Source organism: Streptomyces sp. NPDC058307 (assembly GCF_042880295.1).
Lineage (GTDB): Bacteria > Actinomycetota > Actinomycetes > Streptomycetales > Streptomycetaceae > Streptomyces.
Map to the genome: position 1 here is coordinate 82177 of NZ_JBHVYZ010000011.1, position 22094 is coordinate 104270.

Sequence of the window (22094 nt, forward strand, 5' to 3'; positions counted from 1 at the left end):
GTGGACGGGGGATCCCCTGACCTGCTCCGATTCGAGGTGCTCGGACCGTTACGGGCGTGGCGTGGCCCGGTGCAGCTGGAGCTGGGGCCGGTCAAACGACAGGCCGTGCTGGCCGCACTGCTGCTGCGCCAAGGCGCCGTGATGAGTCACGAGCGGCTGCTCGACGCGGTGTGGGGCCCGGAGCCGCCCGCCGGCGGTTCAAAGGTGCTGCCCACACACGTCAACTCCCTGCGCAGGACGCTGGATCCGAAGGGAACTCCGCCCGCGGAGTCGGTGATCCGCAGCGGCAAGGGCTGGTACCGCTTCGTCGTCGAGGATGTCCGGCTCGACACGGTGGAGCTGGAGGAGCGCGGCCGTACGGCGCTCGGCGTTCTCGCCTCCCGGGATCCGGCCGCCGCAGCGGACCGACTGGCGGCTGCCGTCGGGCTGTTCCGGGGCGAACCGCTGGCCAACGTGCCGGGACCGTTCGCGCGGGCGGAGCGCGAGCGGCTGGAGGAACGCCGACGGAGCCTCCGGCTGGAGCGGCTCAAGTGCCTGGTTCTGCTGGGCCGGTTCGCGGAGGCCCTCGACGAGCTCGGCGGGCCGTCCGCATCCTCGGAGGTCGACCGCTACGACGAGTCGCTGACGGCCCTGCGCATCCGGGCCCTGTACGGCCGCGGACGCCAGGCGGAGGCGCTCACCGCCTACGAGGAGCTGCGCATACGCCTGCGCGACGAGCTCGGCGCCGACCCGGGTGAGGAACTGCGGCGGGTGCACGAGGCGGTGCTGCGCCAGGACGACGCCGTAGTGCTGCCTCCGCCCCCGCCGCCCGCCGCGCCGCGAGAAAGCATCGTCCCCGCCGAACTCCCGCACGACACCCCGGGGTTCGCGGGCCGCACCGGGGAACTGGCCCGGCTCCACGCGCTGCTGCCCACCGATCGCAGCCCGGCCAACACCGTCGTCATCTCGGCCATCGGCGGCGCCGCCGGAATCGGCAAGACCGCCCTGGCCGTGCACTGGGCCCAGCGGGTCCGCGACCGCTTCCCGGACGGCCAGCTCTACGTCAACCTGCACGGCTTCGACCACGACCGCCACCCCCTCGAACCCCGCGAGGCCCTCGAACTGCTGCTGAGCGGCCTGGGCCTGGCGGCCTCGGAGATTCCCCCGGACCACGAGGCCCAGGGCCGCCTCTTCCGCACCCTGCTGGCCGGCCGGCGCGTACTCGTCCTCCTGGACAACGCGGCCTCCGCCGAGCAGGTACGTCCGCTGCTGCCGTCCAGCCCCGCCTGCTGTGTCGTCGTCACCAGCCGCAACCGCCTCGGCGACCTGGTCGCCCGCGACGGCGCCCACGCCCTGCCGCTGGACCTCCTCCAGCCGGACGAGGCCCGCGCCCTGCTCAGCCGGGTCCTCGGCGTGCACCGGGTCGACGACGACAGGCACGCGGTCGACGAACTGATCCGCCTGTGCGGCGGCCTCCCCCTGGCCCTGCGAGTGGCCGCCGCGAGGCTGGCCGGCGACCCGGCGCTGCGCACGGCCGACCTTGTCGCCGAGATGGCGGAGGGCAGCCGACTGGACGCGCTGGAGACGGACGGCGACGCAGGCTCTCCGCTTCGTACGGCCTTCTCGGTGTCGTACGGCGCCCTGACGCCGGACGCACGACGGCTGTTCCGGCTGCTCGGCCTGTTCCCGGGAGCGGACTTCACCGCGGAGGCCGCGGCGGCGTTCCTCGACACACCGCTGTCCCGGGCCCGTCGGTTGCTCGGCGCGTTGGCCGCGGCGCATCTGGTCGAACCGGTGACGGCGGGGCGGTACCGGTTCCACGACCTCGTTCGCGAGTACGCCGGGGAGCGCGCACTGGTCGAGGAGACGACTCCGGAGCGCGAGGCGGCGCTGGAGCGGCTCCTGCTCTGGTATCTGCACGCCGCTCGTGCCACCGCGGGGACCGGACTCTTCCCGGAGCTGCCCAGCAGCCTCAGGGCCGGCGAGTACCCGGGCGTGCCCTCGGCCGAGCCCGGACGATGGCTGGACGCGGAACGGGCGAATCTCCTCGCCGTCATCGACCACGCCGGCCGTCACGGCCCCCGTCCCGTCGCCTGGTACCTGACGTCCACCCTGTTCAGCCAGTTCTGGATCCATGTGTCCCGGAAGACCTGGCAGACCACGGCGAAGACGGTACTGGAGGCGGCCGAAGCCGAAGGGGATCTGTTCGGCCAGTCCGCCACGCACTCCAGCCTCTCCGCGGCCCGATGGGACCGGGGACACGTCCGCCAGGCGATGGAGCATGCCACCCGCGCCCTGGACATCAGCCGGGAACTCGGCTGGACGGCCGGCGAGGCGTCGGCCCTCGGCCTGAGGGCTTTCGCGAAATGGAGCATGGCCCGCCTCGGCAGCGCGTACGACGACCTGACCACCGGGTTGCGCCTCTTCAGCGCGGTCGGCAACCCTCACTACGAAGGGTTCGGGCTGGTCGGCCTCGGTATGGCCTGCCGGGATCTGGGCCGGCTGCGCGAGGCCGCCGACCACCTCGAGCGTGCCGTCGGCCTCGACGCGGAACACAGCCGGTGGGACAACGGCCCGGCCGTGCAGGTGCTGGGCGGGGTGTACTGGGAACTGGGCCGTCTCACCGACGGGCTCGACCTCATCGGAACGCGGGTGACCGCCGATGAGAGGGTCGGTTATCGAGACGGCCGCGCGATGATGCTCGACGCCGTGGCGAAGATCTACCTCGAACGCGGCCGCCACGAGGAGGGGTTGGCACTGGCCGAGCGAGCGCTGGCGATGGACAGGGACACCAAGCGGTACTGGATCCAGCCCGGCATCCTCAACACGGTCGCCGCCGCCCACCGGAGACTGGTGCGTCCGGACCAGGCCCTGCGGGCCGATCGGCAGGCTCTCGCCCTGGCCCGCGAGGCGGGCTTCAGCCGCGCCGAGGCCGACACCCTGGTGAGCCTCGCCCTCACCCACCAACTGCTGGGCCGCCCTGACGAGGCGTGCGCCCACGCCGAGGAGGCCCTGCGTCTGGCCCGCGCCCACTCCTTCCGCGTGGTGGAGGGCCAGGCCCTGGCCGCCCTCTCCGAGACAGCCGAGTCCGGGCAGGACCACGCCACCGCCGTCGCACTCGCCGAGCAGGCCCTGGCCGTCCACCGAGAGACCGGCCACCGCCTCGGCGAGGCCCGCGCCCTCATGGCACTCGCCCGCATCCGCCGGAGAGCCGACGGCACAGTCGCCGACCTGCTGAGCCAACAGGCCCGTGCCGTCTTCGCGGACGTCGGAGTACCCGAGTCCGTCATCCCCCACTGAGCCGCATCCCGGCCGGTTCCGCCAGCTCGACCAGGTCGTCGAAGAGGGCCGCCACCGGGTCCACGGGCGGATTCAGCGCGGTGAGTACGGGGCGGAGTTCCTTCCAGTCCGTGACCGGGAGGGCGCCGAGACAGTCCTGCGCCGAGGTGCGGCTGCTGCTCAGGACGGCCGACCACACGGCCTGCTCGGCGGAGGCGGGGATCGGGAAGTAGGCCTCGGCCCGGTCGATCGTGCGAAGCAGATCCGTGCAGCCGCGCCTCATCGCCGTACCGTCGACGCTTCCGTCCGCATGGACGCTGTAGTCGATGTCCGCCAACGCCTGTTCGTAGTCGGCCATGAGACGCGCGCCGCCGAAGTATCCCCAGGCCCAGATCTGGCGGCCGAGGTACACCTTCGACACCGGGCTCTTGCGCAGCTCGGTGATGAGGGGGTCGAAGCCCGCCCGGTCCGAGCGCCCGCCCGCGGCCTGCCGGTCCGCGTAGGTCGCCGCACAGAGGCTCGCCAGTACCCCGCAGGCCGCGACGACGCAGACGAGGCGGACCTCGCGGGGCCATGGGGGGCGTGAGCGAGTGAGAACGCGCCGGGTGCGAAGGAGCCGGGCGAGGAAGGCGATCGGTAGGGCCGCCGTCACGGTCGCCATCCCCGCGACCGCGAGGAGTTCCGGGAGGAAGAGAGCGAGCACCTGCCAGTCGCCGTCGGCGGCGAGTTCGCATCCGGAGTGCACGGTTCTCAGCGGCCGTACGCAGCCGTCGGTCCCGTTGACCACGAGCAGGACGGCCAGCCCTGTCGCCATGGCGGAGCCCGCCGCGGCCGTCGCCACGGCGGCGTCACCGCGGCTCACCCATGTGGCGGTCGACGCGGCGCCGACGGCCGCACACAGGAAAATCGCGAAGAGCCCGCCGGTGTAGACGGTCAGGCTCGGGATCAACGGCTGAAGGTCGTGCCAGATCCACTCCTGGGCCCGGTGTGTGACGGCGACGACGCCGACCCCGGCCGCGGCACCGAAGAGCAGGCCGCATGCCGTACCGGCCGACCGCGGGCGCCGGGCGAGGCCGGCCAGCGGAATGATCCACAGTCCGGCCGTCAGCCACATGCCCCACCCCTGGCTCGCCAGGGACACGACGACCACCGTCACGATCGCGATGACATGTGCGGTGGCCGACGGCGGCAGTCTGTCCTCCGGCGCGAAACCGCCGTTGAGGAACGCGAGCGCCGAATCGGCCGAGTAGGGCAAGCCACCACTGAAGACCGTGCCGGCGGCCTGCCACCAGGCGTACCACCAGGCGAACGCCATACCGGTGACGGCGAGCGTCACCGTCGCGGCCGCCGCGCGTCGGCCGGACGGCAGACCGGCGAACAGCGCACCACATCCCGCTGTCCACCACAGGCCCGCCGCGGGCACGACGACCAGCAACAGCAGGAGAAACGCCTCGGGGAAGCCGGGCGCCCACTCGTTTCCCTGGAACTGACTGACGGCGAGCTCGCCCCCGAACTGGCCCGCCCCCAGCCAGAGCCCCGCCCGCAGCCCGGACGGCCCGGCTGCTGCGCCGCGGGCGTGGACCACGCTCCGCCATACGGCGGCGCCTGCCACTGCGGTGGTCAGTACGGCGGCGGGCCACACTCCAGGATCGGCGAGCAGTCCTGGCAGGTAGGTGTTCAGGCCCGGGGTGAACGTGACCAGGTAGCCCAGGAGCTGAACCGACACACCGGTCAGGACCATGGGCAGCGACCCGGCCGTGACGGGTGCGGACGCGTCGGCCAGCGCGGCGACCCGTACGTCCCAGTCGGGATGGGTGCGCAGGAGGGAGACAGCCCTACGGCGCACCGGGCGCCGTCGCCCGTGCCGGGTCCAGTAGGTCGCGTCGGCGCCCTGCGCGACCGCGTTGAGGTCGGCGTGGATCTCCCGCGTCCGTAGGACGTCGGCCGTGGTCAGATACATCAGTACGACCATGAAGGCGGCCAGGACCAGGTTGCGCGCCGGGCCGGGCGCCGGGTCGCCCGTGGTCAGCATCCAGCCGTTCACCGCGACGAAGGGAAACAGCACCGCGAGCAGGAACACGCGCCAGATCGCGACCGTCAGATACGTGAGCTCGACATCTTTGTTGCGGATGTGCGCGAATTCGTGCAGCAGCGTCGCCGTGAACGCGCTGCGGTCCTGGTGGAACAGCTTCACCAGACCGAGGTCGAGCCGGACGGTGTAGCGCCCCGGCCGCCCGAAGACCACCGCGTTCGCACTGAACCACGCGTTCGGATCCACCACGAAGCCGGGTGTGCGGCGCAAGGCGCCGGTGGCCGCGAGATCGCTCAACCACTCGACGACATCGGCTTGTTGCAGGGTCACCACCCGGGACCCGCGCCCCTTCCAGCGGGGGATCAGCAGGTACAGCAGGCCGGCGAGAAGCAGCGCGAGGGCCGTGGCGGTCAATGGAAGCCAGAGCAGCTTCCACTGGCCGACGTGGTGGTCCACGCAGGTGCGGTAGGCCGGTGTGGACTGGGCCAGCACGTTCGCGGGGTCGTTGCGTTCAGGGTTGAAACCGGCGGCCAGCGCGCACCCACCCACCGTGTTGCGCGGATCGGTCACCAGGGAGAGCAGATCCGACAGCATGGACAGTGTGCCGGCGACGAACAGAGCGACGAGGAGGACGAAACGCTGTGTGGTTCCCGCACCACCCGCGGTCACTCCTCGTCTCCGGTCGGCAACTGCTCCGGCCCACCGTCCGGTTGGGCCAGTGCCAGCCGCCTCACCACCGCGTCGGCGATCCGCGCCCCGCGCTCGTTCGACAACCGTGCCTGCTGTGCTGCGGCGAGCACGGCCTGCTCGACGGACTCCAGTTGGCCGCGTGTGAGGGCGGGGACACCGACGGGCACGGGGTCCCGGCGCCGACCGAACGGCCAGAGCCGCACAAGCCTCCTGCGCGCCTCCTGCTCGCCGGTGGAGACGACCCGGCGGACCGCCTCGTCCACGGCGATCCAGAGGACGGGGGTGAGCAGCGCGCCGACGACCTCCACGCCGAAACCCAGGGGTTCGTCCCGGCGGGGCCGCCCGGTCAGCCGTCGCAGCGCCACCTCGTCATCCAGGCCGTGGAGCGCTTCGACCATCGGCAGTTCTTCGGGCGCTACCGTCGTGACGACGGCATGGACGATGCCGTCCCGCAGGTCTCCCGGACACGGCGTGAGTTCCTCTGTCGCAGACATGCTCGGACCTTCCCCTCAGCCGAGCCGGTCGAGGGACCGGAGTTCGTCCCGCGCCTTGGTGACCAGCCGGTCGATGTCCGCGGTGCTCAGCGGGTGGACGACGAGATCGATGTCGTCCGCCACATCCCAGAAGCTGTCGTGGCCGGTCGCGTTCGCCCGGCCCTGGCTTTGGGCGGAGACGGCATCGAAGGTGGCGCCGGCCTCGGGGTTGTCGCAGGTCAGCTTGCCGGTGAGGGCCTTTCCGGTTAGTTCGTAGGGTCGCCGGCCGCTCGTGCAGCCGCCCACCTGCTGACCGCCGGTGGTGATCGAGCCGACGGTGAGTTCGATGTAGACCGTGTCCAGGGCGTAGGCCTTGGAGGTCGTGTTGTACACCGGTCCGGAGAAGGAAACGTTCACGTGACAGCCGGCGGAGCTGCAACGGACGCCGCTGGCCCCGCCGTTCTGCTGAAGGATCTGGACCGAGGCGCCGGTCCTCGCGTCGGCGAGATCCTTGATGTTCTTGATGACGGTGGCGTACAACGGCCCGGCTTCGATGACCGGGGTGATGTCCATGCCCCGGGAGTCGGCCAGCGGCGTCCTGGCCTCGACGGAGCGCGGCAGTTGGCGGCTCGGGGTGGTGGCCCCCTTGAGCGCGTCGTGCAGGGTGGTCACCCCCGGCGGTTCCCAGCGCAGCACGCGGTAGGGCGCGCTCTGGGTGACGTAGAGGTACCCGTTCACCGTGTCGGCCTTCCAGGCGCGCGTGCCGTGGACGGTGACCGCTGCTGCCTCCTTGTCACCGGCTTCCGGAAGACGGGACTTTTGGCTCAGTGCCCTCTTCAGGGTCGAGGCCAGCTCGGCAGGTGTCAGATAGGGCTTGAGGGCGGGGGCGGTGTTCTTCTCGTCGTCGACCGGGTCATAACGCCAGCCGCGGGTCACGGGATCGTTCTTGAAGCTGGCGTAATCACGGCCACCGATGGTCATCAAGGCCTGGTCGCTCGTCCCCGAGGCGTCCTTGGTGCTGCCCGTGGTGCCGTGCCGTTCGCCGGTGGCGGTGACCGTGACATCGAAATAGGTGTAATACGACTTCTGGTCCTGGTATCGGACCCCCGGCGCCTTCGCGAGCGCGGCCAGCGCCTGGTCGAACGGCACCCGCACCACGTTCGGTTCGTCCTCTCCGCCGTCCATGAGCAGCACGGCCACGATGATCACGACGACGGCGCCGGCCACCGCCGCGAGCACTCTCCTACGGGTCTTGTGGGAGCCCGGGCCCGTTTCTCCGTCGGGGAGAGGGCTGGTCATCACGGCGGCCGTGTCCGTCAGGGCCAGGACGCCCTGCTCCAGCCAGCCGGTCCCGTACGCGGCCGCGGCGGCGGTCTCCAGGTCGGCCGCGAAGGCCCGGGCGTCGGAGTACCGCTCGCGTGGGTTCTTGGACAGGGCGCGTTCCAGCGGCGGCCGCAGCGGTTCCGGTACGTCGTCCAGCGGCGGCGGGGCAGTCTCGTGCAGGGTGCGCAGTACCGCCGTGCTGTCGGCACGGAAGGGGGCGGCGCCGGTGAGGCATTCGACCAATGTCACCGCCGCGGCGTAGGTGTCCGAGGCGGGGGAGGCGGGGCGGCCGTGCCACAGTTCCGGTGCCCGGTAGGCCGCCGTGCCCTCGGCGGCGTCCTCACCGGCCGGCAGGGGGATGCCGATGTTGATGAGTTTTCCCTGCCGCGCGGCATCGATGAGCACGTTGTCCGGCTTGACGTCCCGGTGCACCACGCCTTGGCCGTGCAGGACGGCCAGGCCGAGCAGCGAGCCGCGCAGCAGTGCCAGCGCGGCCTCGGGCAGGGGGCGGCGCGCGGTCAGCAGGGCGCGCAGGGTGGGCCCGTCCACGGCTTCCATGACCAGGGCGAGGTCCCCGCCGTCCGGCGAGTCGAGCACCGCGTCGATCCGTACGACGTTCGGGTCCCGTACGCCGGTCACCACGGCCGTGTCTCGCCGGATGCGCTCGGCGACGGCGGTGTCGTCGGTGAGCCGCGCGGAGAGGTACTTGATCGCGACGAGATCACCGGTGCCGTCGTCGCGGGCCAGCGTCGTCCGCCCGGTCGTTCCGGCACCCAACTCCCGGATCTCGGTGAACCCGGGCACCAACCAGTCCGTCATCGAACCCTCGCCTTCCCGTCATCTCAGCGCGCGCTGAGAGCAGGAAGGTAGGAGGGGGCGATGGAATTACGATGAAATGGCTGTCCCCGTGAGGTGGGCAAGGAAGTCGGTCCAGGGGGCGGGGGAGGCGGTGAGGCGGGGGCCTTCGGGGTTCTTGGAGTCGCGGATGTGGATGGTGGCGGGGGTGGCGGCCACTTCAACGCAGTCGTCGGGACCGCCGCTGCTGTAGCTGGACTTGCGCCAGGAGAGTGCGACCTCTACGCAGTCGTCGCCGGAGCCGCTGCTGTAGCTGCTCTTGAACCAGGTCAGCTCGCTGTTGCTCATAGGTCTCCTCGCATCCGCCGCAACAGGCTCACTGAGTCCGAGATGGTGAGAGCCTGTGAACGCATCCTGGCATACCTCCTTTGGAGCACACTGACTGCTTTCAAGTCGGAGATCAGCACGCCGCTCAACTGCCCTTCGTTGTACGCGAACCACTGGTTCTGCGAGGTTTCCGCCAGGCGGATGGGGCCGTGCAGTCCGGCATGTGACTCGCGCACCAACGGCATCACCTGGATCTCGACGTTCCGCAGTTCGGAGACTTGCAGCAGGTGATCGATGAGCGCTTGCGTCGTCTCCGTTCCGCCCGTGCGACGGAGAAGCAGGTGTTCCTCGATGATGAAGCTGTACGCGGTGTTCGGCCGTTCCCGCAGCAGCCGTTGCCGTTCCGCACGAGCCGTCCACTGTGCTTCGATCTGCTCGTCGTCCAGGGGCGGCAATTCGTCGAGGAAAAGCTGCCGCGCATACGCCTCCGTCTGCAACAGTCCCGGAATCAACCGGCATTCATACGTGTACAGCGTGATCGCGGTCGCCTCCAGCCCCGCCCACTGCCGGAACCACGCCGCCAACCCCGGCTGCCGTGCCAGCTTGGGAAACGACTTCCGCAACGCCCCTGTGTTGCCCGTCGCCTCCTCGCCCCGCTCCACCAGCACCAGATCCGGCATCCGCCGCCCCAACTCCACGGACGCCACCGTGTGTTTGGAGAAGCCCACCAGGTCCCCGAACTCCTCCCGGCTCAACCCCGAATGCTCACGCAGGGCCTGCAGCACCGCGCCGAACGTCCGCATGCTGTCCGACGACTCCGGCTCACCGCCACCATCGACCACAGTCGGTCACCTCCCGCGCCCATGGTCACGGTCCGTCACGCGTACTGTCCAGTCAGTGACCGCGTACGCTGCCCCAGCGTACGCGGCGCCCACCTGGAGAAGTTCCCCTCGGGCGCGCCAGATTGGGCCCATGACAGCACCTCCCGGGCCCCAAACCCCGGTCACCGTACGTTCGTTCGCCCAGCGACTCAGTGCGACCCCGCGCGGCGCCCGCCTCGCCCGCCACCTCGCCCTGAGCCAGTTGCCCGCCTGGGGCATCCCTTACGACAGCCCGACCGCGGACGCCGTCGCCGTGATCGTCGCCGAACTCGCCGCGAACGCGGTGACCCACGGTCGGGTGCCGGGGCGGGACTTCGAGCTGCGGCTCTCCCTCGTCACCGGCGGCGTCCGCGTCGAGGTCACCGACACCCGCGGTGAGCTCCCTGCCGTCGTACGGCCACCAGGTCCCCTGGACGACGGCGGCCGCGGTCTCCTCCTCGTCGAGGCTCTCGCCGACCGCTGGGAGGTGCTGGACCGGGAGCCGCCGCCCGGCAAGACGGTCCGGGCCGAGGTGGATGTGGAGTGGGAGCGCCCGCGGGTGTAGGCGGTCAGCGGTCGATGCTGGCCATGTTCGCCTCGTCGTGGCGCTCGCCGGCGGCCGGTGTGAGGTTGTTCAGGCGGTCGAGCTGGGCGGCGCTGAGTTCGACGGCGTCGGCGGCGGTGTTCTCCTCGACGCGGGTGACGCGGCGGGTGCCGGGGATGGGGGCGATGTCGTCGCCGCGGGTCAGCAGCCAGGCCAGCGCGGTCTGGGCCGGGGTGGTGCCGATCTCGGCGCCGATGGCCCGCACCTCGTCGACGATCGCCAGGTTGCGCTGGAAGTTCTCGCCGGTGAAGCGGGGGTTGGTCTTGCGCCAGTCGTCGTCGGTGAAGTCGTCGACGGTGCGGATCTGTCCGGTCAGCAGGCCGTGCCCGAGTGGCGAGTAGGGCACGAATCCGATGCCGAGCTCGCGCAGCAGCGGGAGGATCTCGGCCTCGACGTCACGCGTCCACAACGAGTACTCGGTCTGCAGCGCGGCCACCGGATGCACGGCGTGGGCCCGGCGGATCGTCTCGGGGCCGGCCTCGGAGAGGCCGATGTGGCGCACCTTGCCCTCGGCGACCAGCTCGGCCAGCGCGCCGACGGTCTCCTCGATGGGCGTGTTCGGGTCCACGCGGTGCTGGTAGTAGAGGTCGATGTGGTCGGTGCCGAGCCGCTTGAGTGAGCCTTCGACGGCGGTCTTCACGTTGGCGGGGCTGCTGTCGATGACGCCGGGGCCGTCGCCGGCGTGGGAGACGAGGCCGAACTTCGTGGCGATGACGACGTCGTCGCGGCGGCCCTTGATGGCCTTGCCGACGAGGTTCTCGCTGTGGAAGGGGCCGTAGATCTCTGCGGTGTCGATGTGGGTGACGCCGAGGTCCAGGGCGCGGTGGACGGTGCGGATCGACTCGGCGTCGTCGAGCCCTCCGCCCGTGGTGTAGACGCCGGCCATGGTCATGGCGCCCAGTCCGATGCGGGAGACGTCGAGCCCGCCCAGTGATACGTGCTTCATCGGGTACTCCGTAAGTAAGTTGTTGTCAGGTAGCCCGGTAGGGCCGGATGTGCGTGTCAGTGCGCCTCGGCCGCAGGCTCCAGGACGAGGACCGGGATCTCACGGTCCGTGTTCTTCTGGTACTCCGCGTAGCCCGGGAACGCCTCGACGGCTCGGGCCCACCACAGGGCCTTCTCGTCCCCCGTCACCTCGCGGGCCAGCATGTCCTGGCGGACCGGGCCGTCCTGCAGCTCGACTCGGGGGTCGGCCACCGCGTTGTGGTACCAGACGGGATGTGTGGGGGCTCCTCCCATGGAGGCGACCACGGCGTAGACGCCGTCGTGCTCCACGCGCATGACCGGGGTCTTGCGGATCTTGCCGCTCCGGGCCCCCAGGGTGGTCAGGATGACGACGGGCAGGTCCCGTACCCTCTCGTCCTCTTCACCTGCGACCAGGACACTCAGCGTCGTTCCTTCCGTGCCGCCGGAGCTTTCGTACAGCTCCACCTGGTCACGTACGAACTGCGCCGCGCTCGGCTCGTACTCGCCTTTCAGTGGCATGCCTGCCCCTCTCAGGCGTGGATGTCGTCGTGGGCGAGGTTGTCGCCCAGCTCGCGGGAGGCCTCGGCCTGGGCGAGGAGTTCCCTCGCCTTGGCCTCGGCGGCCTCGATGGCGTCCGAGCCGGCGACGAAGCGCTCCAGCGGCCTGTCCTGGCCGGCGATGGTGAGCAGGGCGCGGGCGAGCTTGGCGGGGTCGCCGGGCTGCTTGCCGTTCATGCTCTTCATGCCCTCGACCCTCGGGGCGGTGCGCGGGGCGTAGTCCTCGATGGACAGCTCGGGCCAGATGGTGGAGCCGTCCACGAGGAGTTCGGTGCGGAAGTAGCCGGGCTCCACGACCGTGGTGTGGATGTTGTACGGCGCGACGTCGTGGCGCAGGGACTCCATCCAGCCCTCTTCCGCGAACTTGGAGGCCGCGTAGGCGGAGGTGAACTCCATGCCGACCAGGCCGGCGGTCGAGGTGATGGTGATGACGTGGCCGGCGCGCTGCCGGCGCAGGACGGGCAGGACGGCGCGGGTGACGTTCATCGGGCCGAAGAGGTTCGTCTCGAACTGCCGGCGCATCTGCGCGGGCGAGATCTCCTCGAAGTAGCCGGTGAAGAGGTTGCCGGCGTTGTTGATCAGTACGTCGATGCGTCCGAAGCGGTCGACGGCGGCCCGCGCGGCGGCCTCGGCGTCCTCCAGGCTGGTGACGTCGAGCTTGGTGACCAGCAGGTTGTCCTGCGGTCCGCCCAGGGCCTTCTCGACCTCTTCGGGGCGGCGGCCGGTGGCGACGACCTGGTGGCCGGCGGCGAGGGCCTCGCGGGCGATGTCGGTGCCCAGGCCGCGTCCGGCACCGGTGACGAGAATGACCTTGCTCATGGGAGGTTTCCTTTCAGACGCCGTGATCCGGCACCTGGTGTGTGCGGGGGGTGTACGTGCAACGAAACCCGCTGTCACGCGCTGGTGGGAGTCCCTGCTGAGGGGGTCACTGACAGGGACCCCCTCCCCGGCGCAAGCGCTCGTAGAGTGAGGCGCATGGCAGGCAGAAACGACCCACAAGGTGGCAACCGCGACATCCGTGATGATTTCCGCGCGGAGATCCGGGAATTCCTCGGCACGCGACGGGCCAGGGTCACGCCCGAGCAGGCCGGACTGCCCCTGTACGGCGGAGAGCGCCGACGGGTCACCGGGCTGCGCAGGGAAGAGGTCGCCCTCCTCGCGGGCATCTCCAGCGAGTACTACACGCGGCTGGAGCGCGGCAACGCCACCGGCGTCTCCGAGAGCGTCATCGAAGGAATCGCGCGAGCACTTCAGCTCGACGAGGCCGAGCGCGTCCACCTGAACGACCTCCTGCGCGGCGCGGGCACGACCCGTCCGCCGCGCCGCCGCCCGGCCCAGCAGCGCGTCCGGCCCGCGGTACAGCGCGTCCTCGACTCGATGGCCGGCACCCCCGCGTTCGTCCTCAGCGGACGCGGGGACATCCTGGCCGCCAACCACCTCGGGCGCGCCCTGTTCTCCCCCGTCTACGCCGACCCCGTACGGCCGCCGAACAACGCCCGGTTCGTCTTCCTCAGCCCGCACGCGACCGAGTTCTTCCGCCACTGGGACGAGGTCGCCAACGACGCCGTCGCCATGCTGCGCGCCGAGGCCGGCCGAGACCTCTACGACCGGCGGCTCACGGACCTGATCGGGGAACTGTCCACCCGCAGCGAGGAGTTCCGGCGCCGCTGGGCGGCCCACAACGTCCGGATGCACACCACCGGCGTGAAACTCCTCCACCACCCGGTCGTCGGCGACCTCGACCTGCCCTTCGAGACCTTCCCGCTCGGCGACGGTCCCAGCCAGTTCCTCCTCACCTACACCGCCGAGCCGGCGTCCCCCTCGCAGGACGCCCTGAACCTGCTGGCCAGTTGGGCCGCGAGCAACGACGACATCGGGCGGTCCGCCCTGGACGACGGCTCCGAGCAGGGTGACCCGGCCGACCCGGCCGACCCGGCCGAGACGTCCCCTTCGGACCCGGAGGTGCCCGGCTGAGCCGACGCGGCTTCCCTGACCGCTTACCTCCCGGGTAATCGACCGTGGCTCGCCCCGCCTGCCAGGCTCGTCGGCGTACGCAGCCCCATCGACCGGGAGGACACCATGACCGCCTACGCCATAGCCCACCTGCGGGAAGCCGCGCCGCACCCGGAGATCGCCGAGTACATCGAACGCATCACCGCCACCTTCGAGCCGTACGGCGGGCGCTTCCTCGTGCACGGCGCGCAGCACGAGGTGAAGGAGGGCGGCTGGCCGGGACATGTCGTGGTGATCGGGTTTCCCGGGATCGCGGAGGCGCGGGCCTGGTGGGACTCCGCCGCCTACAAAGAGATCGCGCCGCTGCGTTCGCGGCACATCGAGGGCGACATCATCCTCGTCGAGGGCGTACCGGACGGTTACGACCCGGCGGTCACCGCGAACGCGCTGCGGGCGGCACTCACTTCGTGAGCGGGCGAACCGACTCCCGTGCTTCCCGGGGCTGTTGGATACTGGGGCGACTGGCGTACGGAAGGGGGAGGTTCACGTGCCGGACGGACGTGAGGTGGACCAGGCGGAGTTGCTCGGCGTCGCGAAGGACGAGGACCGGGCCCGTAGCCTGCTCCGCGCGCTGCGCACCCTGAGCACCGGGCCAGATCCGAAACTGCGGGAGATGGCGCGCGGTGTGCTGCGCGGTGACCTCACCGCCGAACAGGCCTTCACCGATCCGGAGTACACCGCCGCCCTGTTCTCCGGCGCCGACAAGATCCGGCGTGCGGGGGAGCGGCGTACCGACGCCGAGGCCCGCGAGGCCGGCGAGCGTTTCGGGGAGTGGCAACAGGCGCGTCGCACCGAGGACGAGCGCGAGGACCAGGACCAGGGCGAGGGCCAGGGCCAGGGGGAGGGCCAGGGCACGTCCCAGTCCGACACGGCGTCCCGTACGGATCCCCGCACGGCCCCCCAGCAGCCCGCCCGGCCTTGGGGCGGCGTGGGCGGACCGGGCGGCTTGGGAGGCCTGGGCGGCTCCCGCCCGGCAGGCCCGTTCGGCCCTCGCTGAGTACCGTCGCTGCGTACCGTCGCTGCCCCGGGTCGCTTCGGGCCCGTCGAGCGCTGAGCCTGCGTCCCTGCGCCTCGGGACCTGTTGGTCGCCGTCGAGCACCGCACCCATCCCGAATTCCCCGCCACTATCGAATTCCAGCCGCCGAACGCGAAACCACCCCCACCTCGCCGAACACCAACCGCCCTCATCCCGCGCCACCCGCAAGCCCAGCCGCCCCAACAAATCCACCCCACCCACTCCCTCCCGCACCCCCGGCAAATCCCGTCCCCCGTAGTAAAGTTCGGCCGTCGTTCGCGTGACCTGAAATGGTCCTGCCAGGACAAAGGGGGAACGAGCATGGGGGTCGTGCTGCCCGACGAGGCGGCCTGGGTGCTGGATCTCATCGGCGTCGAGTGGCCCAACGTCGACGAGGACGACTACCGGGACATGGCCGACGGCCTGCGGTCCTTCGCCTCGCAGATGCGGGAGGGCAAGGACGCCACGGCGAGCGTCGTCAAGGAGTTCCTGGAGGGCAACGAGGGCATCGCGACCGCCGCCTTCCAGCAGCACTGGGGCAAGGTCAGCGACGTACACCTGGAACGGCTCGGCGAAGCGGCCGACCTCGGGGCGATGGCCCTGGACGGCGCCGCCGTCGCCGTGGCCGGTGCCAAGGTCGCCGCCATCGTCCAGCTGGGCATCCTCGCCGCCGAGATCATCGCCGCCCAGGCCGCCGCGCCGTTCACCCTCGGGCTCTCCGAGGTCGGTGCGCTCGGTGCCACCCAGGCCACCCGCCTCATCGTGCGGCGGCTGCTGAAGGAGGCCGAGCAGCTCCTCGTCGAGGAGCTCATGTCGGTCGCCATGGGCCCGGTCTACTCCGCGCTCGGCTCCATGGCCACCGACCTCGTCCTCCAGCTCGGCGCCAACGCCGTGGGACTGCAGGACGGTTACAGCCCGGGCAAGACCCTGCACGCGGGCAGCGAGGGCTTCTCCGAGGGCCTGGACGCCGTCACGGGAGCCGACGGCAGCAACGGGAGCTTCACCGGCAAGGGAGGCGCCGCGTGAGCGACACCGTACGCAGCGACCAGGACCTCCACGAAAGGCTCGCCGACCGGATCAGCTCCCAGGCCGACGAGCACGAGTCCGGCGCCCGCCCCCACCTGCGCCGCAGCCGCGCCGGGCTGGACCGGACGCGCGGCAAGGGCGCCCTGGCGGCGGCCGTCGAGACCGGGGCGGAGAAGATCCTCAGGGCCATCGAGGAGGCCGAGGACCAGCTCCACAAGCACCTCCAGGACGTGTCCAAGGGCGTGCGGGCGATGGGGGACAACCACGCGCGCAACGACAAGAACATCGAGACGATGCTGCAGAGCATCGTCAAGCGCTCCAGCGACCAGGACGCGGTCCGTGACGCCGGCGGGATCGGCAGGAACCAGCCGGACACGACCAAGGACCCGCACACCGTCACCCTGGAGTGGAAGCCCGGGATGCCCAAGCAGGCCTTCGAGCGGAAGGCGCGGGCTCTGCAACGGCTGGGGGAGGAGGGCAAGCTCTTCAAGTTCAAGGGCAAGACGAAGGACTACCGCGACTCCAAGATCACAGCGGACTACAAGGGTGCGCTGACCGCGCTGATCCACAGGAACCACAAGGACGACCCCGACTTCGCCAAGGAGGCCGCGGAGGCCGCCCGCAACATGTCGCCCGACCACATCCACGAGCTCCAGGCCGGTGGTCCGGACGCTTGGCGTAATCTGCGGATGCTCGACCGGTTCACGAACCAGGACATCGGCTGGCACCAGGTGCGCCCGCAGATCAGGGACCTCCCGGACGGCAACCCCATCAGAATCGACATAAAGTGGTGGCCAGATGACTAGCGCGAGCAGTGCACCGTCCCGCCTGATCGCGACGGTGGACGCGCTGCGGTTGGCGCTGGCGGAGAGCCCGGACCTGGTCGGGTTCACGCTCGGCGGGACGATCGACGAGGAGACCGCGGCCGCCGCGGAGGCCGACGGGGTGCCGCGGGAGTTCCTGGCCTTCTGCCAGGTGCTGGACGGCGTGGGCTGCGGGCCTTCCGTGCAGCTCTTCAGCCTGGTGGAAGCCGAAGAGCACCAGTTCTACTGCGAGCCGGTGGTCGACTCCCCGCTGCCACTGTCCCCCGAGAAGCTCTACTGTGTCGGGATGATCCAGGAGGCCCCGGTCTTCCTCGACCGCGCGGGCGGCGGCGTCCTCGGAGCCCCCGAGGAAGGCGCCGACTGGGTCGACGCGGAGCGCTTCGAGCAGCTCGCGCCCGGGGTCGCGGCGTTCTTCCTGGAGCGGCTGGCCGCTCCCGCCGAGTACACGGGGCTCGCTCTGATCGACGACGAGTTGCTGGAGTACGACGACTGGCTGAAGCTGCTGCGGCGGGCCGGTCTCGCCGACTGATCCGCCTGCACGTACACGAAGGGAAAGCAGAGGACGCATGGCCACCCATGACGAGATGACGGAGCTGTTCGGCGCGGACCGCGTGGTCACGCTGGACCGTGCCGTCGCCGAGGAGCGCGGACTGTCCGAGGCCGACGCCGAGGTGCTGTGCGAGGTCGGTGTCCCCGTCTTCGTCGACGTGCTGTTCACCCTCGACACCGCCGAGGAGGGCCCCGATCCCTTCACCGTGGTGCCGGTGGCGGCGGGCGGCGACGAGACCCACATCCTCGTCCTGGGCGGCCCCACCGACGACCCGGCGATGCGGTACTGCCTCGACATGGACCGCGGCTACGTCATCCTCATGTCCTTCGACGAGCAGCCGCGCGCCGAGATCGTGAACCGCACCCTCGCCGACCTCGTCGAGTTCCTGTACCGCTTCGCGCTTCGCACCAGGCACCTGGAACAGGCCGCGCCCCAGGACCGCGGCCCGTACACCGACAAGCTCGTCGAGTACCTCAAGGCCCGCGACCCGTACGCGTTCGCACAGCCGGACAGCTGGTGGTCGATGGTCTTCGAACAGGTCGGCTGAGTCCTACGGCGCTCATGCCTCACCGCCACTGAGGTGTGCGCGAACCATTGACGCGCAAGGGGTTCGATTCTACGGTCCCGTCCGAAGCTCTGATCGGTGATCGACATATCGAACGGCCCCCCACAGGCCTCCCCCCACTCAAGGAGCGTCAGCGTGCGCCGCACCTCACTTCTGGCCGTCCCCGTCGCCTTCCTGCTGGCCCTGATCCCGGGCACCGCCTCCGCGTACCCCAACCCCGGGACCGTCACAGGTGCCACCACCATCCACGACCCGACGATGATCCGTACGTCGGCGGGCCGTTACCTGCTGTACGGCACCGGCGGCGGCCTCGGCTACCGCACCTCCACCGACCGGATCGCGTTCACGGCCGGCAGCGACGCCTTCTCCACCAAGCCGGGCTGGTGGTCGTCGTACGCCACCGAGGCCTGGGCGCCCGACATCTCCTACCAGGGCGGCAAGTACCTGATGTACTACGCCGTCTCGACCTTCGGCTCCAACAAGTCCGCGATAGGCCTGGCGACTTCGAGCACCGGCCTGCCCGGCTCCTGGAGCGACCAGGGCACCGTGTACACCTCCACCACCGCCAGCGACTACAACGCCATCGACCCGAACCTGTTCGTCGACGGCGACGGCAAGTGGTGGCTGTCCTTCGGCAGTTGGTGGACCGGCCTGAAGATGATCCAGATCAACCCGGCCACCGGCAAGCAGCTCTCCACCAACACGACCCGGTACTCGATCGCCTCCCGCCCGACCGGGACCAAGGCCGTCGAGGCGCCGTACGTCGTCAAACGGAACGGCTACTACTACCTCTTCGCGTCCTACGACACCTGCTGCGCCGGCACCAGTTCGACCTACAAGGTCAAGGTGGGACGTGCCACCAGCATCACCGGGCCGTACGTCGACAAGAACGGCGTCTCGATGATGAACAACGGCGGCACCCCCGTACTGGAGACCCACGGCAGCATCATCGGCCCCGGCGGACAGTCCATCATGAACGACACCGACGGCGACCTGATCGTCTACCACTACTACGACGGCAACGCCAACGGCACACCCAAGCTCGGCATCAACCTACTGAACTGGAGCAGCGGTTGGCCGGTCGCCTACTGATCCAGCCGGACCCGTGGACGCCGCTCAGCCCGTCTGTCCCATCCCCGCCGCGTTCGGCCAGCTCTGCGCGTTGGGCCAGCCGGTGGCCGGCGCCTGGGACAGCTCCTGCGGAGCCCCGGGCGCAGGCGCGGTCATGCCTCGAACCTGCGCGGCCGTAAGCCCACCGCGGGCCGGCACTCCCACCGGGGTCGGCCCGCTCGGCGGTGCGAAGGGCGCCGGAACCGGCGGGGGCGTCGGCATCGGGGCAGGGGCAGGCGCAGGAGCAGGCATGGGAGCCGGTGCCGGCATCTGGGCCGGCATCGGCATCCCCGAGCCCATGGAAGCGGCCGAGCCCATGGAAGGCGCCGAACTCATCGGCATCCCCGAGCCCATGGAAGCCGCCGCCGTCATGGGCGCCGCCGAGGCCACCGCAACCGGCGGCTGGGCGACCGGCATCGGCATGCCGGCGCCCGCGGTCGAACCGCCGACGGCCATCGCCGCGAGTCCCTGCATACCCGCCCCGTTGGTCTGACCGACCAGGCGGTCCACTGCCGCCGTACCCGAGCTGTAGCCGGTCCCATGAGCCAGCTCGGGCACGGCGGCTCCCCTCCTGGTCCCGTAGAGCACCTGTTCCAGGCCGGACACCAGGCGACGCACGTCCACCTGGGGGCGCACCACGAGACGCAGGAAGCGGCTTGAAGAGCCGATCTTGTTGCCGCACTCGCGGACGAGGATCCGGTGCTCGGTGAGCATCCGGTCCCGGACCACGGTGCCTTCGGCGCCCACGGGCAGGCGCACGAAGAGGAAGTTCCCCTGGGAGGGGTAGACGGTCAGGCCGGGCAGCGCGGCGAGCTGGCTCGCCATGTCGAGGCGGTCCCGGCGGACCTGGTGGAGGCTCTGCGCGTACTCGGCGCCGTGCTCCTTGAGCATGAACACCACGTACTCGGCGAAGGCGTTGAGGTTCCACTTCGGCAGCATCGAGCGGACCCGGCCCGCGAGGGAGGGGTTGGCGACCATGTAGCCGAAGCGGATGCCGTGCAGGCCGAAGTTCTTGCCGAGGCTGCGCAGGACGATGACGTTCGGCCGGAGCATCGCCTCCTGGACGACGCTCGGCTCCTGCTCGGCGTCCGCGAACTCCAGGAACGACTCGTCGATGATGATGAGGTCCAGGTCGGCCATGGCGTCCATGAACTGCACGAGCGCGTGCTTGTGGAGGAAGCCGCCGTCGGGGTTGTTCGGGTTGCAGATGACCGCGACCCGCGTGCCCCGGGTGCGTATGAACTCGGCGTACTGCGCGAGGTCCAGGGCGAATCCGCTGGACTCCTGGAGCGGGAACATGTCGACCCGCTTGCCGGTCTCCATCGGCTGGTCGGTCCAGCGGCCGAAGGTGGGGACCGGGATGGCGAGGGACTCGCGGACCAGCAGATGGTCGATCCAGGTGATCAGTTCGGTCGAACCGTTGCCCATCGCCACGGCCTGCGGCGGGAGTTGGAGCAGGTTGCACAGCTCGGCGGTGATCGTGTCGGCGCTGGACGGGTAGTAGGTGATGATGTCCTTCAGCCGCGCGGCCATGGTGTCCATCATCGCCGGAGTGGGAAAGTAAGGGTTGCAGGGAATGCAGAAGTCCACCGGCCCCGTCCCGTCGCCGCCCTCGCGCGCCAGCGCCGCCATGGACGGGCTGTGCGCAGCCGTACTGCGGAACAACGAGGTGACGTTGTCGGCCATCGAACCTCCGTATGGGGCGGACCCGGCGGGGACGACCGGGTCCGTCGTCATGGGGTGGCCCGCGCGGGGGAGCACGGGCCGCCCTTACATACGGACGCCTGAGTGGCGCTGTTCACCAGGTTTGAATCCTCCGTCTCGTGGGACGAGAGGGATTCCTGGCTCACGCTGCCTGGCGGGCCAACGGCCCATCAGGTCCTCTGCGATCAGCACCAGCCGGGTTGAAACCAGCCCGGGTGCAGCAGCTTCCATCGTGCTGTGACATCGGAATGCGCTTGGCTCTCGCTACACCCCGCAGTCACTTGATTACACAGTATCACGCGCTGAACGAGTGAATCGTCGTCGTCTTATACGTCTGCCCCGGCCGCAGCGTTGTCGAGGGGTACGACGGGTGGTTCGGCGAGTCCGGGAAGTGCTGTGTCTCCAGGCACAGCGCGTCGCCCTGGCGGTAGGTGTGACCGCCGGTGCCGGTGAGGGTGCCGTCGAGGAAGTTGCCCGAGTAGAACTGCAGACCCGGCTCGACGGTGGAGATCCTCAGCGAGCGGCCCGACGACGGGTCGCGCAGGGTCGCCACGTGCTCGGGCTCGGCCGTGACGCCCTTGTCCAGCACCCAGTTGTGGTCGTAGCCCTTGGCGAAGACCTGCTGCTCGTGACCGGCGCGGATGTCCCGGCCGATCCGCTTGCCCGTGCGGAAGTCGAAGGGGGTGCCCGCGACCTCCGCCGGCTCACCGGTGGGGATCAGACCCGAGTCGGTGGGCGTGTAGCGGGAGGCGGCGATGCGCAGCTCGTGGTCCTCGACGGTGCCGGTGCCCTCGCCGCCGAGGTTCCAGTACACGTGGTTGGTCAGGTTGACCACGGTGGCCTGGTCGGTGGTGGCCTCGTAGTCGATCCGCCAGTCCCCGTGCCGGGTGAGGGTGTACGTCACCTTCACCTTGAGAGTGCCCGGGTAGCCCATCTCGCCGTCGACGGACGTGTAGTGCAGGTGCAGGCCGACGTCCGAGCCCTTGGTGAACGGCTCGACGTCCCACACCCGCTTGTCGAAGCCCTGTGTGCCGCCGTGCAGGCTGTTGACCCCGTCGTTGACGGAGAGCTGGTGGCTCTTGCCGTCCAGGGTGAACCGGCCCTCGGCGATGCGGTTGCCGTAGCGCCCGATCAGCGCGCCGAAGTACGGGCTGGAGGCGACGTAGTCCTCGACGCGGTCGAAGCCGAGGCAGACGTTCGCGTACCGGCCGTCCCGGTCGGGGACCTCCAGGGACTGCACGATCCCGCCGTACGACAGGACCTTCAGCCGGGTGCCGCCGTTCTCCAGCGACCACCGGTCGACCCCGGTCCCGTCGGCGAGCCTGCCGAAGAGCGTTTTCACCGGTCTTTCCTCTCCTCCCATGGGAAGGGCCCCGCCTTCAGGCGGGGCCCGATCCGGTCG

General features: G+C 70.5%; 19 protein-coding genes and 1 pseudogene. 10 read left to right on the forward strand and 10 right to left on the reverse strand.

Features of this window, described 5'->3' with window-relative positions; genetic code table 11:
• Positions 1-69: 69 nt before the first annotated feature.
• A complete protein-coding gene (locus tag ACFVYN_RS10980; RefSeq protein WP_389995673.1) occupies positions 70-3279 on the forward strand; it encodes a BTAD domain-containing putative transcriptional regulator in 3210 nt (1069 codons plus the stop codon).
• Here the strand turns inward: ACFVYN_RS10980 and ACFVYN_RS10985 are convergent.
• The 5 genes from ACFVYN_RS10985 to ACFVYN_RS11005 all read right to left on the reverse strand — a co-directional run bounded on the left by ACFVYN_RS10985 (position 3266) and on the right by ACFVYN_RS11005 (position 9701).
• On the reverse strand, positions 3266-5959 hold the full coding sequence (locus ACFVYN_RS10985; protein WP_389995676.1) for a M48 family metalloprotease: 2694 nt from the start codon (positions 5957-5959) through the stop codon (positions 3266-3268). The genes ACFVYN_RS10980 and ACFVYN_RS10985 overlap by 14 nt on opposite strands.
• Positions 5956-6474 carry a hypothetical protein gene (locus ACFVYN_RS10990; RefSeq protein WP_389995679.1) on the reverse strand — a complete coding sequence of 173 codons (519 nt, stop codon included), beginning with the start codon at positions 6472-6474 and terminating at the stop codon, positions 5956-5958. Before ACFVYN_RS10990 ends, ACFVYN_RS10985 begins: the two co-directional genes overlap by 4 nt.
• Before the next feature lie 15 nt (positions 6475-6489).
• A complete protein-coding gene (locus ACFVYN_RS10995) occupies positions 6490-8595 on the reverse strand; it encodes a serine/threonine-protein kinase (RefSeq protein WP_389995682.1) in 2106 nt (701 codons plus the stop codon).
• 66 nt (positions 8596-8661) lie between these two features.
• Complete coding sequence (locus tag ACFVYN_RS11000; protein WP_389995685.1) at positions 8662-8919, reverse strand: DUF397 domain-containing protein; 258 nt, start codon at positions 8917-8919, stop codon at positions 8662-8664.
• The gene (locus ACFVYN_RS11005; RefSeq protein WP_389995860.1) at positions 8916-9701 is read right to left on the reverse strand and encodes a Scr1 family TA system antitoxin-like transcriptional regulator; all 786 of its coding nucleotides are present in this window, start codon (positions 9699-9701) and stop codon (positions 8916-8918) included. The genes ACFVYN_RS11000 and ACFVYN_RS11005 overlap by 4 nt, the downstream gene beginning before the upstream one ends.
• 169 nt (positions 9702-9870) lie before the next feature.
• Between ACFVYN_RS11005 and ACFVYN_RS11010 the strand changes: the two genes are divergently transcribed.
• Positions 9871-10323 carry an ATP-binding protein gene (locus tag ACFVYN_RS11010; protein ID WP_389995687.1) on the forward strand — a complete coding sequence of 151 codons (453 nt, stop codon included), beginning with the start codon at positions 9871-9873 and terminating at the stop codon, positions 10321-10323.
• 4 nt (positions 10324-10327) lie between these two features.
• Here ACFVYN_RS11010 and ACFVYN_RS11015 read toward each other — a convergent pair whose 3' ends face one another.
• The 3 genes from ACFVYN_RS11015 to ACFVYN_RS11025 are packed head-to-tail and all read right to left on the reverse strand — an operon-like array spanning position 10328 to position 12704.
• Positions 10328-11308, reverse strand: coding sequence for an aldo/keto reductase (locus ACFVYN_RS11015; protein WP_389995690.1), 981 nt, complete (start codon positions 11306-11308; stop codon positions 10328-10330).
• 56 nt (positions 11309-11364) lie between these two features.
• Complete coding sequence (locus tag ACFVYN_RS11020; protein WP_389995694.1) at positions 11365-11847, reverse strand: nitroreductase family deazaflavin-dependent oxidoreductase; 483 nt, start codon at positions 11845-11847, stop codon at positions 11365-11367.
• 11 nt (positions 11848-11858) lie between these two features.
• Complete coding sequence (locus ACFVYN_RS11025; RefSeq protein ID WP_389995697.1) at positions 11859-12704, reverse strand: SDR family oxidoreductase; 846 nt, start codon at positions 12702-12704, stop codon at positions 11859-11861.
• Positions 12705-12860: 156 nt separating this feature from the next.
• Here ACFVYN_RS11025 and ACFVYN_RS11030 point away from each other — a divergent pair, with 156 nt between their 5' ends.
• The 8 genes from ACFVYN_RS11030 to ACFVYN_RS11065 all read left to right on the forward strand — a co-directional run bounded on the left by ACFVYN_RS11030 (position 12861) and on the right by ACFVYN_RS11065 (position 18970).
• Positions 12861-13859 carry a helix-turn-helix domain-containing protein gene (locus tag ACFVYN_RS11030; protein WP_389995700.1) on the forward strand — a complete coding sequence of 333 codons (999 nt, stop codon included), beginning with the start codon at positions 12861-12863 and terminating at the stop codon, positions 13857-13859.
• Positions 13860-13964: 105 nt separating this feature from the next.
• Positions 13965-14309 carry a DUF1330 domain-containing protein gene (locus ACFVYN_RS11035; RefSeq protein ID WP_389995703.1) on the forward strand — a complete coding sequence of 115 codons (345 nt, stop codon included), beginning with the start codon at positions 13965-13967 and terminating at the stop codon, positions 14307-14309.
• Between the two features lie 76 nt (positions 14310-14385).
• Positions 14386-14895, forward strand: a complete 510-nt coding sequence (locus tag ACFVYN_RS11040; RefSeq protein WP_389995706.1) for a hypothetical protein — start codon at positions 14386-14388, stop codon at positions 14893-14895.
• Between the two features lie 339 nt (positions 14896-15234).
• Positions 15235-15939 carry a hypothetical protein gene (locus ACFVYN_RS11045; protein WP_389995709.1) on the forward strand — a complete coding sequence of 235 codons (705 nt, stop codon included), beginning with the start codon at positions 15235-15237 and terminating at the stop codon, positions 15937-15939.
• Positions 15936-16745 carry a hypothetical protein gene (locus ACFVYN_RS11050; RefSeq protein ID WP_389995712.1) on the forward strand — a complete coding sequence of 270 codons (810 nt, stop codon included), beginning with the start codon at positions 15936-15938 and terminating at the stop codon, positions 16743-16745. Before ACFVYN_RS11045 ends, ACFVYN_RS11050 begins: the two co-directional genes overlap by 4 nt.
• Entirely contained in the window at positions 16738-17292 is a 555-nt protein-coding gene (locus ACFVYN_RS11055; protein WP_389995715.1) for a hypothetical protein, read from the forward strand. Before ACFVYN_RS11050 ends, ACFVYN_RS11055 begins: the two co-directional genes overlap by 8 nt.
• A 37-nt stretch (positions 17293-17329) precedes the next feature.
• The gene (locus ACFVYN_RS11060; RefSeq protein WP_389995717.1) at positions 17330-17860 is read left to right on the forward strand and encodes an SUKH-4 family immunity protein; all 531 of its coding nucleotides are present in this window, start codon (positions 17330-17332) and stop codon (positions 17858-17860) included.
• A gap of 153 nt (positions 17861-18013) precedes the next feature.
• Positions 18014-18970: an arabinan endo-1,5-alpha-L-arabinosidase gene (locus tag ACFVYN_RS11065; RefSeq protein ID WP_389995720.1), complete on the forward strand. Its 957-nt coding sequence runs from the start codon at positions 18014-18016 to the stop codon at positions 18968-18970.
• 24 nt (positions 18971-18994) lie between these two features.
• Here the strand turns inward: ACFVYN_RS11065 and ACFVYN_RS11070 are convergent, their stop codons facing one another.
• Both ACFVYN_RS11070 and ACFVYN_RS11075 read right to left on the reverse strand, forming a co-directional pair.
• Complete coding sequence (locus tag ACFVYN_RS11070) at positions 18995-20674, reverse strand: pyridoxal phosphate-dependent aminotransferase (protein ID WP_389995723.1); 1680 nt, start codon at positions 20672-20674, stop codon at positions 18995-18997.
• 313 nt (positions 20675-20987) lie between these two features.
• Positions 20988-22043: pseudogene (locus ACFVYN_RS11075) on the reverse strand (aldose epimerase family protein); the annotation flags it as partial.
• Between the last annotated feature and the right edge of the window lie 51 nt (positions 22044-22094).